Origin of the sequence: Desulfobulbus sp. (genome assembly GCF_030824455.1) — a bacterium.
GTDB lineage: Bacteria > Desulfobacterota > Desulfobulbia > Desulfobulbales > Desulfobulbaceae > Desulfobulbus.
Genome location: NZ_JAVBXR010000117.1, coordinates 73,992 through 89,072, shown reverse-complemented (window position 1 = coordinate 89,072; position 15,081 = coordinate 73,992). Strand labels below are relative to the sequence as shown.

The following is a 15,081-nucleotide window of genomic DNA, read 5'->3' as shown; positions in this document are numbered from 1 at the left end:
CCTTGGATGTCGATTGTTCGCGCTAAGGCGCGATGGCGTCGTGCGGGGCGGTGCTGTCCGGTGCGGCAATGAAATCACTCAGGCCCTGACGCAGGGTCGCCAGCAGCTCGGCAAAAGGCAGCGACTCCTCTTGGTTCTTGGCCCCGTTGTAGATGACCTGCGCTTGGTCCGCCCACTCGGCCAGGCCGCACTGGAGCAGGGAGCCTTTCAGGGTGTGGGAGGCCCGGGCCAGGGCGGGCAGGTCCTGGTTGCGGATCGCCTCGGCCGCCACGGCGAGGTTGCTTGCGATGCTTGATTGCGCGGCAAGGAGAATTTTTGTCACCTGGTCGGGATTGAGCTGCGTGGCGGTTTGCAGATGCCCCAAAACCTCCTGCGGCGTTGGTTTGCTGTTCCTGCGGGCAATGAACGCGGGTTCCGGCGGTTGGGCCTCCAGCATGTGCTCCAGGGGAAACTCAACCCCTGCGGCGGCCTTGAGCACCTCGGTCAACTGACGGGGGCTAAACGGCTTGGTGACATAGGCGTCCATGCCGGCGGCAAGACACATCTCCCGGTCGCCGCCCATGGCGTGGGCGGTCATGGCCACGATCGGCAGGTGACCACCCCGGAGCCGTTTGCTCAGGGGCGCGCCGATGGGTTCCGGCAACTCGACGGCCAGCGGCGCGCCCTGTTCAATCGCCCGGATGATCTTGGTGGCGGCAAGGCCGTCGATCACCGGCATCTGCACATCCATCAGCACAATGTCAAAGTCGCCGGAGGCCAGCACCTTGAGGGCCTCCAGGCCATTGGTCGCGGTTGCCACCTGGTGGTCCGCTTCCAGGGTCATGCTGGCCACGTCCCGATTGACGGCGTTGTCGTCAACCACCAGAATCCGCAGCCCGTGGACCGTTGGATTTTCGGGCGCGCCGTCAACGGTCAGATCCGCTGCAAGCGGTTGTTGGTAGGGCGGCAGGGGCAGGCTGAAGTGAAAGGCGCTGCCCTGATGTTCGCTGCTTTCAGCCCAGATCCTGCCGCCCATCAGGGCGACCAACTGCTTGCAGATGGCCAATCCCAGGCCGGCGCCACTGTACTGCCGGGCATAGGAATTGTCCACCTGCTCGAAGCGGTTGAACACCAGAGGGAGCTTGTCGGCGGGGATGCCAATGCCAGTGTCGGTCACGATGAAATGAACGCTCATGGCGGCATCCTGGTCGCTGGTCGCCGGCTCGACCGTGACGGCGACTCCGCCGGCCGGCGTGAATTTGACGGCGTTGCCGACCAGATTGAGGAGGATCTGCCTGATGCGCAACTCATCGCCGACGCAGGCCTCCGGCAGTTCTTCGGCGAGGGTGGTTTGCAGTTGCAGCCCTTTTTCCGTCGCCGGGACGGCCAGGGTTGCCGCAACCCCGGCAAGCAAGCGGCGCAGGCTGAAGGGGGCCTTGTTCAGCTGAAGCTGGCCTGCCTCCATTTTTGAAAAATCAAGGATGTCGTTGAGCAGGCCGAGCAGCCCCTCGGCCGAGTCCTCCACGGTCTGGAGAAACCGCTGACGTCTGTCTTCGCTGCGTTCCTGCTTGGCCATGCGGCTCATGCCGATGATGGCGCTCATCGGGGTGCGGATCTCGTGGCTCATGTTGGCCAGGAACTGCGATTTGGCCTTGTTGGCCGTTTCCGCCTCCTCTTTGGCCTGCTGCAGCATCTGCAGGGCGTGTTTTCGTTCGGTCACGTCACGGCCGACGCCGGCGTATTCAGCCAGACCTCCCTGGGCGTCAAAGATCGCCCGGTCGGTCCACAGGAGCCAGCGATCCTCCTGGTTGGGGAAAACAATTCGGTATTCACAGCTTTCCACGGGATGCGCCGCGTTCAGTTTCGCCAGCACCCGTCTCTTGGTCTGCAGATTTTCCGGCGACATCAAGGGCTTGAAATCGCTGCCGACAAGTTCCTCGCGCTGTCTGTCAAAATAGCGGCAAAAGGCCTCGTTGACAAAGGTGACGACGTCGTTTGGCAGATATCGGCAGACCAGTTCGGTCTGGTCCTCGACAATCGCGCGGTACCTTGCCTCGCTCTTCTGCAGGGCGCGATTGTGCTCGGCCAGTTGGTCGTCTCTTTCCTGCAGTCTGCCGGCCATGAGATTGAAGGCCTCGCCCACCTGACGGATCTCTATGGGCCCGGACAGGGGGATGCGATGTTCCAGCTCCCCGTGGCTGATATGGAACACGCCGTGCAGGAGTTGCTCCATGGGATGGATGAACTGACGCCGGATCAGGACCAGGACCACCACGCTCAGCAGGGCCGTCACCAGCAGGGCGGCGGCAATCATCAGCGACAGGGCCTTGCGGCTGGCGGCGTAGGCCTCGGCGGAGGGCAATTCGGTGACCGCCATCCATGGCGTTCCCGGCACGGCAATCATGGTGCCAACCACCAACTGGCCCTGGAAGTTGCGATATTCGCCGTGCCAGATGTCCTTGGTGGTCCGGATCAGGTCGAGGAGCTGGTGGTGATGTTCCTGCTCGGCGTTGGGCCGCGTCGCCGCCGGCGTGCTGTGGGCGATCATCCGTCCGTCGCGGTTGAGCAGATAGGCGATGCCGCCTTTGCCGAAATGGAGGCTGGCCACCAGCTGGCTGAGCATGTCCACCCGCAGGCGACTGGCGACAACCCCTCCAGTGGAGACGGGAACGGAAAAAAGAATATAGGGTTCATCGTTGGCCGAAAGCTGCATGTCGCCGATGTAGTCTGCGCCTTTTTGGGCGGTCACAAACCAGTTCGACTGGGCAATGGTAAACAGGTTGGCGAGCAGGCTCTGGTCAAGCGAGGCGTGGGCGACAATCCGCCCGTTGGCGTCGGTGTAGATCAACTCTTTCATGATCGGCTGTGCGTGCAGCAGCTGATTCATGACCACCGAATTTTGCTCCATCTCATCTAGGCCAAAGAGGTTCAAAAGCTGCAGCATCTGCTGTTGCTGGCGCATGAAATCGCCGGTGGTTTGCGCCACCCGCTGGGTGGCCTCCCGCTGGCGGCCCTCCCATCCCTCCTGTTCGGTGGTGCGCACCAGGTAGAAAATCCCGGTGATGCTGGCGACGAGCAAAAACAGGATCGCCAGGCCGAACACCCCCAGCAGCTGTTGCCCCAGGCTGCCCATGAAAACGGCGGATTGCCGCTCTGCAGCCGGGGCGGGGAGCCTGGAGGGTGAGGTGTTCATTGCCGTTCTCTCGAGGCGGCGGTTGCCGCCAGGACGCGCTCCCAGGCGCGCTGGTAGAGCGCTTCGCCGGCTGGGGTCAAGGGCAGGTAGAAATGGGCCCGGCGGAGTTCGTCGGCCGAAGGGAAGATAACCGGATCGTTGCGAATGTCTGGATGCACCAGGGGAAGGGCGGCCTCGTTGGCGGTGGGATAATTTTTTTCATTGGCGATCTGGGCGCTGATCTCGGGGCGAAGCAGGAAATTGATGAAGACCTCGGCGGTGTAGGCGTTGGCGCTGCTGGCTGGAATCACGTAGTTGTCGCTCCACAGGGCGGTGCCCTCCTGGGGAAGGACATAGGCGACGGTCGGATTACCCGCCTTGGCCAATTGGTAGTCCAGCGGCCAGCCGAGCAGGATCACGGCCTCGCCGCTGAGGAGTTTGCCAACCGCCTCGGCGTTGTCGACGTCGACCACAAGGGCTGATTTCTTCAGGGTGATCAGCCGGTCGACCGCGGCGTCGATCTCTTCGGGTTTTTCCGAACCCAGCGCATGGCCGAGCGAGAGCAGGGTCAGGCCGATCAATTCCCGCGGTTGCAGCCGGATGGCCACCTTGCCGGCAAACCGCGGATCCCACAGGTCGGCCCAGCGGCTCACCGTCGCGCCGACCAGATCGGTGCGCACCAGCAATCCGGTGGTGCCGTAATGGTAGGGGACCGTGTAGCGGTTGCCCGGATCAATGGCTAAATCGCGAAAGTTGGGCGAGATGTTCTTGAAGTTGGGGATGTGGAGAAAATTGAGTTCGGCAAGCCGGTTGGCCGCCAGCAGCGAGGGAATGAACGGATTTTCCACCACCGCCACATCGTAGACCTTGCCGCTGCGGATGTTGGTAACCGCCTCTTCCTGGGAGCCAAAGGGCACATAGTGGACCTTGACCCCGTATTCTTGGGTAAAGGCGTCCAGCACCGATTGGGGCATGTCGTCCACCCAGTTGTAGAACACCAATTCTTTGGCCAGCTGGGGTTTGGCCTTGGACTCAGCCAAGGGGGCCGGGTCTTTGCAGCCGTGCAGCAGGCAGCTGAGCAGCAAGCCGCAGACGATGACGAACCAGGTGCGCGCACGCATGAACGAGGTCTCCTTCAGTGATGGGCGGCCATGAAGCGCGCCCAGACGTCGGTGTACAGGCTTTGCCCTTGCGGGCTCAGCGGTTGAATGAGCACGCCGTTTTTGATGTCCTGATTGGCGGGGAAAACAACGGCGTTGTCGCGGAGTTCCGGATCGATCAGGGCCAGGGCGGCGTCGTTGGGCTGGGCGTATTTTTTCTCCTTGATGATCTGGGCGGTAATTTCCGGGCGGAGGAGAAAATTGAGAAAGACCTCGGCGGTATACTGACGCCGGCTGTTGGCGGGGATGGCATAGCTCTCGCCCCACAGAGCCGTGCATTCCTGGGGCAGAACATAGGCGACGGCGGGGTTGCGCTCGTGGGCCTCTTGGTAATCCTCGGCATACCCGTGGAGGATGGCGATCTTGCCGTCGAGCAGCAGGCGAACGGCGTTGTCGGCCTCAATGGCGAGCATGGTTGCCGCCGGTTTCAGCTCCAGCAGACGCTTGAGCGCGGCTTCAAGTTCTTCGGGATTTTCCGAGGCAAAGGCATAGCCCAGGGAGCGCAGGGTCATGCCGATGATTTCACGGGGTTGGGCGCGCAGGCCGATCTTGCCGGCATAGCGCGGGTTCCATAAATCGGCCCAGCGGCTCAGGCCGGTCCCGACCAGGTCGGTGCGCACAATCAGACCGGTGGTCCCATAGGAAGCGGGGATGGAAAAACGGTTGCCGGGATCCATCGCCAAGTCGCGAAAATTGACCGAGATGTTTTTGAAGTTCGGGATGTGTTGGAAGTTGATTGCCGCCAGCAGGCGTTGCTCCAACAAGGTGGGGAAGAGTTGATGCTCAATCAGGACCAGGTCGTATTCCTTGCCCGAAACGATGCTTGCCTGCGCCTCTTCAGGAGATTGAAACGGCTGGTAATCGACGGCAACCCCAAACTCGGCGGCAAAGGCGTCCAGGACCGACTGGGGCATGTCCTCGGCAAAGGCGTAGAACGTCAATGCCTTGGCTAGGGTGGGCTTCGGCGGAGTCGGCGGGGTTGGCGGCTCGGCCTCGCGGCAACCGCTGGCCAGGATCAGAGCGATCATCAGCGCCCCACCCCAGAGGCGGATGATCGACGCGCGCCCTTTCGCGAGTCGGAAATGCTGGAATACAGTGAAAGCACACATAAGGTCCAATTGCTCTCGTTGAATGGCGGAAGGCCTGGGGCGTTTTTTTTCGAAATCTGGGTGATTGTACCACGATGTTGCGCAAACCATAACGATTGCTGTGTCAAAAGCGCAGATCGCACGTGTTCACCTCTGCCTGTGGTTGTCGAGCACGGCGCGGACGGTCACGGCCAGTTTGTTGACCGTGACCGGCTTGAGCAGCAGGTCATGGATGCCCATGGTCGCCAGCTCGGCCTTGGTCTGTCCCTCGTTGTGGCCGGTGCAGATGATCACCGGCGGCGGCGAGTCGAGCTGCTGCAGGCTCTGGGCCAACTCCAATCCCGTGAGCTTGGGCATGGTCATATCCGAGACCACCAGATCCACCTCCGGGGCGCGCGCCTGGACAAAGCGCAGGGCCTCGCCGCTGTCGGTAAACCCGGTCACCTGATAACCGAGGCCGCGCAGGATTTCGGAGCCGACGTCCACCAGAAATTCCTCGTCGTCGACATAGACCACATGCTCGCGGCCGGTTGGAATGGCCTGATGGGCAACCGGATCCATGGCTTCTTCCTCCTTGATTCTGGGGAGATACAGGGTGAACCGGGCGCCCTGCCCGGGCTGGGAGTCAACCAGGATCAGGCCGTGCATGCCGCTGACGATGCCATGCACCATGGACAGGCCCAGGCCCGTGCCTTCCCCTTTCTTTTTGGTGGTGAAAAAGGGGTCAAAGATCCGGTCCATCAGGTGGGCGGGAATGCCCTGGCCGGTGTCGGCGATCTCGATGCGCACAAAATCGCCGGGGGTAATTTCGGGATAAAGGGCCGCGAATCGGTCGTCCAGGACCATGTCGTCCAGTCTGACGCTCAGGATCCCGCCCTGTTCTTTCATGGCGTGGCCGGCATTGGCGCACAGGTTCATGAACACCTGGTGGATCTGAATCGGATCCGCCAACACCGTGGCCTGGGAGTTGTACTGCGGCTCAATGGCGATGGTGGCCGGCAGGCTGGCCCGAATCAACTGCAACACATCGTCGACCGTCCGCTGCACCCGGATTGGTCGCTGGTCGGTTTCCGTCTGGCGGCTGAAGGTCAGAATCTTCTGGATGAGATCCCTGGCCCGCTCGCCGGCGGCAAGAATGTGGCTGAGATTGCGCTGATTTTTTGAATCCGGTACTTCGTTGAGGTTGCGCATGACGATTTCGGTGTAGCCCATCATTCCAGCCAGGATGTTGTTGAAATCATGGGCAATGCCGCCGGCCAGGGCGCCGATGGCCTCCATCTTTTGCGCCTGCCGGATCTCTCGTTCCAGCAGGACCCGCTTGCTGTCGTCAAAAAGATGGCCCCGGGTCTGCACCAAGACGCCCTGTTGATCGAACTCGCCGATCAAGGTGCAGACGCAGTAGACGACCTGGCCGTCGAGACGTTGCATCGCGCCCTGATGTCGTTCGATTTTCCCCTGGTGCTGCAGCCGATCAAGCAGCGCTGCGCGATGCTCCGGGGAAAAATAATGGGCCCGGATGTTGACCCCTTGCGCCTCTGCAACGCTCTGATAGCCGAGCATGGTTGCAAAGGCGCGGTTGCAGTCCAGGATCAAGCCGTCAACCGAGCTGATGAAATTGCCGGTGAGATCATCGTCAAAGAATTGGCGGTATTTTATTTCGCTGGCCTGCAGCTCCAGTTGGGTTTTTTTCAACTCGCTGACGTCAATGAAACTTTCCACACGATGCCGTTGACCGTTCCGCTCAATCAGGGACACGCTTTTCAGCACCGGCAACTGGCTGCCGTCGGCGCGTTGGATGCTGCATACGCAAAGCGGCGTCGGTTGGCTTGCATCCGGCAGCGAACACGGACGTTCCTCACCTGGGCAGACCATCTGGGCGCAGACCTTGCCGACAATCTCCTCAGGCGCGCGACCGAGCAGGGTGGCGCCGGTTGTATTGACGGACACGATCCGCTGTCCCTCGGCTTCGACGATCATGACGCCGCAGTTGATGGAGTCAAGAATGTGGTGCAGGTGTTGTTCGTTGTCGCGGCGCAGGTTCTGCAGTTTCTGCAGCGAACCCAGCATGCCGTTGATCTGGGCTGCGAGTTCGCCGATTTCGTCGGCCGTGGTTGCCGCTACCCGCAAATCGTGGCGGCCTTCGCGGCCAATGGTTTGCACTTCCTCCGTCAGCCGGGTCAGGTGGCGCAGGATGCCCCGGTGCAACAGCAGCACCAGCAGCAGGACGAAGAGCCCCCCCATGCCGGCCAGGGCCAGGACGTGTTCGCGCCACATGGCCAGGCCTTGGCGAAAAATCGTTCGCGGCTGGCTGATCGAAAGGACGATGGCGGGCGCGCCTGTAACGTCGTTCACCTGCACATAGCCGTGCATCACCTGGTCGTCGCTCGCCTGGGCGACGAACGGGTTGGCGGCCGCATGACCCGCATCGGCCAGCGTCTGCACGGCGGCGTCGCGGAACATCTGCCGCTTGTCCTGGTAGGGGTGCATCTCCACCGCCAGCCTGGTGCTCTCGCCGATCTGCTTCACTTTGTGGGCGTCGATATAGCAACCGAAAATCAAGGTTCCACGGATGGGCCCCTGGAAGGTGCTGGTGACGATCGGCGCCGACGCCAGCAGCACCGGGCCGGAAGAGGTCAGAACCAGCCCGGATTTCGTGTCCTTGACCGAGTCGTGCTGCAACAACTGCGGCAGCAGCCGGACGGCCTCGACCACGGCGTTGTCCGGGGCAACGGTTTGCTGCGCCTCCTGATCATAGAACACTTGATGGACCAGGGCGGATTTGGCGTCGAAAAAGAGCATGAAATGGAGCTGCAGGGTCTGGAAAGTCTCCACCGAGAGGTTGTTGGCAACGTAGTCGTTGTTGGTTCCCCCGATAAAGGCAGAGGTCTCGTCCCAGGGCGCCCAGTCGGCAACCTTGGCGTCCAGGGCCTTGCGGGCGTTCTCCAGCTCGTTGATCACCCGTTCGAGATTAACTCTGGCCTCGTCGTTTTCCAGGGACGAAAACTGGCGGGTCACGAGGCGGTAGGAGGTCGCAGCCAGGATCGTGGTCAGCGCCAGCACCACGGCGCAGACGATGAAGAGCGTTTTGGAAAGGATGCCTTGCGGTTGTATGTTCATGGCAACTCATTGATTCAACAAAACAAGGGGTGAAATGAATGCTGTGCTGCGCCTCCTCAGCGTGCGAAGGCGCCGTGGGGCGGGGCCGTTGTTGCTTGCTTGCCGACCGCGCCCGGTTTTACCCTTGCGCGTCCAGCACCCTCCGGACCGTTTGGCCCAGTTCGGCGATTGCGTAGGGTTTTTTTAGATACTCCCGGACTCCGAGGCGCAGGGCGGTTGCCACCCGTTCCGATTCCGCGTAGCCGCTGACGATCACCACTTTTTGTTGCGGGACCTGCTCGCGGATCCGCCTGTAGGTGTTCAATCCGTCTATTCCCGGGCCGAGCATCATGTCCAGCAGGACAAGGGCGCATGGTTCCCGCGCAAGCAACGCCGCCCCTTCCTCACCGGTGGCGGCGGTCGCGGTGGCGTAGCCCAGTTCCTTGAGCGTGGCTGCGGCAAGCTCCCGCTGCTCGCGGGAATCGTCAATGATCAGTATTTTTTCTCCCCGGCCCTGAACATCGGGGGTGCGCGGCGTGTGCGGAGGGGGTTCTTGAACCGGATCAGCGGTTGCCGGAAAGTAGAGCTCGAACCGGGCGCCCTGTCCTTTTTGGCTGGCGCAGTCGATGAAGCCGTCGTGATCCTTGACGGTTCCCCAGACAACGGCCATGCCCAGGCCGGTGCCGCCCTGGCCCATCTTTTTGCTGGTGTGAAAGGGTTCAAAGATTCGGGCGAGATCTTCGGGCTCGATGCCGCCGCCCTGATCCTCGACCGTCAACACCGCATACTGGCCGGGGTTGATCTGTTCGTAGCGTTTCAGGGTCGTGTCGAGGCGCCGATTTTCGGTGGCGATGCGGATGGTTCCGCCCTGACCCATGGCCTCGGCCGCATTGCAGGTCAGATTGATCACCGCTTTGGTCAGCGCCGCCAGGGACCCGACAACCGGATGGAGATCCGTGCCGCATGCCGCGACCACTTCGATGTCCGGCCGTCGCGACCGCAGCTGTTGATGTTCCGGGCTGTGGAGATATTCCGCAATCACCCGGTTGAGGCAGACCGTCTCCTTTTTGACCCTGGCCCCGCGCCTGGCCAGGGTCAGCAGATCCTGGATGATGGCGGCGGCCTTTTCGCCGGAGAGTTTGATCGATTGCAGGGGCTTGACCAGCGGGCTGTCGGCGGGGAGTTTGAGCAGCAGCAGATCGGGGTAGGTGATGATGCCCGAGAGGATGTTGTTGAGATCGTGGGCCACGCCGCCGGCAAGGGCCCCGATCATCTCCAGTTTTTCCACCCGGGCCAGCCGCTCTTCAACCCGTTTGCGTTCAATGATCTCGCTTTCCAGCGCCAGGCTGCGGTCGGCGATGATGTGCTCCAGATTTTCCTGGTGATAGGCCAGCATCTGTTCGGTGGATTTGCGGACCTCGATCTCGCCGTTGAGCTTCTTCATGGCGGCGTCCAACTGGGCGATCATGGCGTTGAACGATTCGATGAGCCCGGACACTTCGTCCTCGACTGCCGCAGGCAAGGGGATGCGGCCGCTCAGATCGCCGGCCTTGATCTGTTCAATGCGCTGCAACATGGTCTGCAGGCGTTCCGTGACCAACCGGCGAAAGAGGGACGCGATAATCGAGGCAAGCAGTGTAAACAGGACCAATCCAGTGGTCGCGCTGATCTTTTCGGCCTTGAGCAGCGGTTGGAGGGTGGCGTCCAGCGATTGATCGAGGAAAAAGGTCCATGCGCCGTGCTGGAGCGGTTGAAACACGGTCAGCATGTTGGCCGCGTCAAGCCGGTGGGTGAACATGCCTGGGCGGCCTGGGGTGATGCGCTGCAGCACATCGGGCTGCAGGGAGCGTTCGCGCTCATTGTCCCGCGAACTGGCGATCACCAGGCCGTCCGCATCGGCAAGCACGGCCTCGCCATTTTTTTTCAGCTTGAAGTCGTTGAGAAAGAGGGTCTGGAATGCGGCCGCATCCACCACGCCGCCGATCACGCCGACAATTTTCTCGTTGGCGCGCACCGGGGCCGCGACCACAAAAATGCGGTGGCCGGTGAGACGACTGACCAGGATCGGCGAGATCGCCTTGTTGCCGGCCAACGCCTCCTGAAAATAGGGACGATCCGCCAGGTTGATTTGGGCAAGGGGGTGGTCCGCCATGGTGGAAAAGACGGTCACCTCTCCCTGCACATTGGCCAGAAAAACGCTTTCGTAAAAAGGGTGTCCCTGCCGCAGGACGCTCAGAAATAGAGCGGCGCCGTCCCGGGCGCTTTTGCCGTAATATCCCTGCTCGGTCAGGGCTTCAGTCAAGACTGTCTGCTGCGCCCAGATGGTCAGGTCGGTGGTTCGCGCCTGCAGCCAACTGTCGATCAGCCGGGCGGCAAGTTGCGTCTCCCGTTGCATGCGGTTCGCCAGTTCCTCGTGCGCCGCCTGCCGTGCCGTGAGATAGGTGACCACCAGGGTGATCGCCAATCCCGCCGCAACCAGGGCCAGCGTGGGGGCGAGAATTCGTTTGCCCAGGCTGGATTTCATGTCCGTGCTGGTCGGTTGTAACCCATTGCGCCGGCGGCCGCCGGTTTGGCCGTGTAGACCGATTGCGGCTGCGGCTTGGTCGTCTTAACCGTTTTAGCCGAAGTCTCTTCGGTTTTGAACTGGCCGACCATCTGGTTGAGTTGTTCCGCCAGGGCGGACAAATCAAGGGCGCTGGTGCTGACCTGGGAGCTGCTGGTGAACATTTCGCCGGCAATGGCGCTGACGTCGGTGATTTCCTTGGCAATCTCGGTCGCCACCACCGAACTCTGGTTGACGTTTTCGTTGACCTCGCTGATCCCTTGAGCCATCTGGTTGACGTTGCTTGAAATCTCGGCCGTGGCTGCGGTTTGTTCCTCCACTGCGGTGGCAATGCTGCTCACCACCTCGTTGACGTCGGTGATGACCGCGTTGATCTCGGAGATTTGCTGGACCGTCTTGGCGGTGGTTCCTTGAATGTTGCCCACCTTGTCCTTGATGTCGTAGGTGGCGGCCGCCGTCTGTTTGGCCAGTTCCTTGATTTCATTGGCGACTACGGCAAATCCCTTGCCCGCTTCGCCGGCCCGCGCCGCCTCGATGGTGGCGTTGAGGGCCAGTAGATTGACCTGCTCGGAGATTTCGGTGATGGTTTCAATCACCTTGCCGATCGATTTGGCCGATTCGCCCAGTTCGTTGATGTTGTTGGTGGCCTCGCTCGCTTTTTTTGCCGCGTTTTCCGAGATGAGCCGCGCATTTTCCGCATGCTGGGCAATCTCGCCGATGGTCGAGGACATCTCTTCCGAGGCGGTGGCCACAATGTTGGTGTTGGTGGTCGATTGCTCCATGGCGGCGGCCACATTGTTCATGTTGGCGCTCATCTCCTCGGCGGCGGCGGCCACGGTGTTCGATTTCGCGGAAGCCTGCTGTGCGCCCTGGTTCATCTGCTCGGAAATCTTTGATAATTCGGTTGAAGAGGAGGACAGGGTATGGATGCCGCCGGCAACGTCGCTGATGATGTGCTGCAGTTTGTCGATGAAAACGTTGAACCAGACGGCCAATTCGCCGACCTCGTCTTTGCTGCTGACCTGAAGGCGCATGGTCAGGTCGCCCTCGCCCTGGGCAATATCCTTGAGTCCGGCCACGGCGGCGTTGATCGGGCGGACGATCCGGCGGATGGAGACGACCAGGATCAGGGTCACGACACTCAGGGCAACGGCCAGCACAACCAGAATGATGGTCCGAATCTGGTTGGAGGCGAGCAGGAATTCCTCCGCATTCTGGGTCACGGCAACCGACCAACCATTGACGCCGACCGGAGCGAATCCGGCGATCTTGCTGATGTCGTTAAAAACGTAAGGGGCGGCGCCGCTCTTGCCGGCAACCATCAGGGGGATGAAGTCTTCCATGCCTTTGCTGGCGGCAAGGTTGAGTTTGAGGAGATATTCCGCTTTGGGATGGGCGAGCACGATCCCCTCTTTGTTGATCATGAAGGGGTATCCGGTCTCGCCGACCTTGCGGTCGGCAACCAGGTGGGTGAAATACTCGGCTTTGAGCACCAGGCCGACAACCCCCAGGAACTGGTTGGCCGAGGAGTGCAGCGGGGCGGCGATGGGGACGATCAGGTTGGCGGTGGCCTTGGACTGCATCATCTCGCCGATGGCGGCCGCGCCGGTCTGTTTGGCCTTGATGAATTCCTCATCGTTGGCCACCGACACCTTGCCGTACTCCTCGCCGCCGGCAAGCGCGCCGGTAAGGATTTGTCCGGAAGGGTCGGTGATAAAAATCCCCTGGTATTGCCCGCCCTCGTTCATCACCTTGAATCGACGACTGAGATAGGCGAACATCGCCTGGGTGAGCTCCTTGCCCGCGTCGCCGCTTGCACTCGAGAGCTTCTCCAGGCTGGCGACCAGCATCTGCGAGTCGGCCAGGGTGGCGGCCGTTTCTTTTTCGGCGTGCATCAGGTTGCCCACCAGTCGCGACAGATCGCCGGCCATGGTTTGAGCTTTGTCCATGGAGAGGACGGTGAGGGCCTCGGAGGATTTGGTCACGGCAAAGTACCCGACGATCAAGAGGGGCAGCAGGACCGACAACAATCCAGTGGCCAGCAGTTTGAATTGGATGGAATGCGTTTGAATCTTCATCGACAATCTCCTTGGGGGACGTGAGCGCCTGGAAAAACGGCTCCAGGAGGACGGCGGTTACAAGGTGAAAAGCGAGAAGCGTGCCAGAACCTTTGTTTGGCTATTGGGAATGAAAATCAGTGGGTTAACTTGAAGGCAGGGGGTGGGAGGGTGTGCAGACAGCGGCCATTGTCCAGGATTGTCCGGGATTGTCGGACAGTTTAAGCGGACAGTCCGATTATTCCGGACGGGGATCAGCGGCGCAGCCGAGGCCGTGCGCTTTGAGCAAATCGTAGAGGCGGGAGCGGCTGAGGCCGGAAACTCCGCAGGCCTTGGCAATGTCGGCTGCGGTGTCACGAAGCAGCCGTTGCAGGTAGTGTTTTTCGATGTCTGCGGTGAGTTGGCGGCGATATTCCTTAAAAGGCGGCAGGCTTTCAGGAAAGACGATCTGCTCAGGCCCGGATGCGGAGGGAGGGCCGCAACTGGCCGGCGTCTGCTCGTGCTTCTGCGAAACCATGGTGCGAATGCGGCAGAGACGGATTTCCGGGGGCAGATGAATGGGATACAGCACCGGATTGCCGGGGTCGGCGATGATCGCCTTTTCCAAGGTGTTTTTCAGCTCGCGAACATTGCCCGGCCAGTGGTAGGCGGCCAGGGTTTCCAGGGTTTCGGGCACCACGCCTTTGATCGACAGGTGATTGCGCCGGCAGATGGCAAACACAAAGCCCATGACCAGTTTTTCGATGTCCTGCTCGCGGTCCCGCAGCGGCGGCAGATGGATGTTGAAGGTGTTGAGCCGGAAATAGAGATCGCTGCGGAAAAGGCCCTGCTCGACCATGCTCCACAGGTCGCGGTTGGTGGCGGCAACCAGGCGGAAATTGCTTTTTTGCTCCCGGTCCTTGCCCACCGGTCGAAAGACCCGTTCCTGGAGCACGCGGAGAAAACTCTTTTGGGTGTCCAGGGGCAGTTCGCCCGCCTCGTCAAGAAACAGGGTGCCGCCGTCGGCCTGTTCAATCAATCCTTTTTGGTCGCAGTTGGCGCTGGTGAAGGCCCCTTTGACGTGGCCAAACAGCAGGCTTTCCGCCAGTTTTTCCGGCAGGCTGGTGCAGTCGACCACGACGAAGGGCCCCTTGGCCCGCAGGCTGTTGGCGTGGATGGCCTGGGCAAACAGTTCCTTGCCGGTGCCGGTTTCGCCGGTGATCAGCACCCCGGATTCGGTGGCGGCGCAGTGGGCCACCTGATCCAGGCAGTGGGAAATGGCCTTGCTCTTGCCAATGATCTCGTCGCGTTTGAGATTGATTTGGGCCGAACGCGGCAGTTTTTTTTCGTGATACTCCAGGGCGCGTTGGATGTGGAGCACGATTTCCTGGCGGGTGAGGGGTTTTTGCAGATAATCCCAGGCCCCGTTTTTGATCGCCAGCTCGGCCCCGTTGGCGTCGCCCATGCCGGTGATGATGATCACCTCGGGCATTGAGGGCAGTCCCTGGATAAAGGGCAGGGCTTCCAGGCCGTTGCCGTCGGGCAGGCTGACGTCAAGAAAGACCAAGTCCGCCGGGCGCCGCGCCAGCAGGGCTCTGCCTTCCTCGATGCTGCCCGCAACCTCTGCTTCATGCCCCAGCAGGGTGCAGTGTTCGGCAAGCAGCACCTGGAACACCGCATCGTCGTCGATGATGACTATTTTTCCCATGGCAATCGGCCTCGTTGACCATGCCGCACGCTGTGAATATTTCTCCCGCATCTCGAACGATTGCGGGCGCGCCGGCAGTTGGTGGGGTGAGGAACAGGAGAGCCTGCGCCTTTCCAAGGATCTTGTCTTCTCAAGAACACTTCAATATTAAACACTATTCTTGGTATTGGTCAAGAAAGGGCGCGCTTCGCACGCAGCCGATTCTTTCCGCGAAGGGCAGCTCGCGGTTTTTCTTGGTCGCGATATGGATACCCAGGGCCTTTTCCACCCAATGGTTGA

At 61.1% G+C, this 15,081-nt stretch carries 7 protein-coding genes; all 7 read right to left on the bottom strand.

Going from position 1 to position 15,081, the window contains the following annotated elements; all coding sequences use genetic code 11:
- Positions 1-22: 22 nt before the first annotated feature.
- Positions 23-3,172, bottom strand: a complete 3,150-nt coding sequence (locus RCH93_RS15590; protein ID WP_306549346.1) for an ATP-binding protein — start codon at positions 3,170-3,172, stop codon at positions 23-25.
- A complete protein-coding gene (locus RCH93_RS15585) occupies positions 3,169-4,272 on the bottom strand; it encodes a PotD/PotF family extracellular solute-binding protein (RefSeq protein WP_306549345.1) in 1,104 nt (367 codons plus the stop codon). Before RCH93_RS15585 ends, RCH93_RS15590 begins: the two co-directional genes overlap by 4 nt.
- A gap of 14 nt (positions 4,273-4,286) precedes the next feature.
- Positions 4,287-5,339: a spermidine/putrescine ABC transporter substrate-binding protein gene (locus RCH93_RS15580; protein WP_306549344.1), complete on the bottom strand. Its 1,053-nt coding sequence runs from the start codon at positions 5,337-5,339 to the stop codon at positions 4,287-4,289.
- A gap of 207 nt (positions 5,340-5,546) precedes the next feature.
- A complete protein-coding gene (locus RCH93_RS15575; protein WP_306549343.1) occupies positions 5,547-8,516 on the bottom strand; it encodes a CHASE4 domain-containing protein in 2,970 nt (989 codons plus the stop codon).
- 118 nt (positions 8,517-8,634) lie between these two features.
- The gene (locus tag RCH93_RS15570; RefSeq protein WP_306549342.1) at positions 8,635-11,019 is read right to left on the bottom strand and encodes a cache domain-containing protein; all 2,385 of its coding nucleotides are present in this window, start codon (positions 11,017-11,019) and stop codon (positions 8,635-8,637) included.
- Positions 11,016-13,136: a methyl-accepting chemotaxis protein gene (locus RCH93_RS15565; RefSeq protein ID WP_306549341.1), complete on the bottom strand. Its 2,121-nt coding sequence runs from the start codon at positions 13,134-13,136 to the stop codon at positions 11,016-11,018. Before RCH93_RS15565 ends, RCH93_RS15570 begins: the two co-directional genes overlap by 4 nt.
- 217 nt (positions 13,137-13,353) lie before the next feature.
- Entirely contained in the window at positions 13,354-14,802 is a 1,449-nt protein-coding gene (locus RCH93_RS15560) for a sigma-54 dependent transcriptional regulator (RefSeq protein WP_306549340.1), read from the bottom strand.
- Positions 14,803-15,081 lie beyond the last annotated feature (279 nt).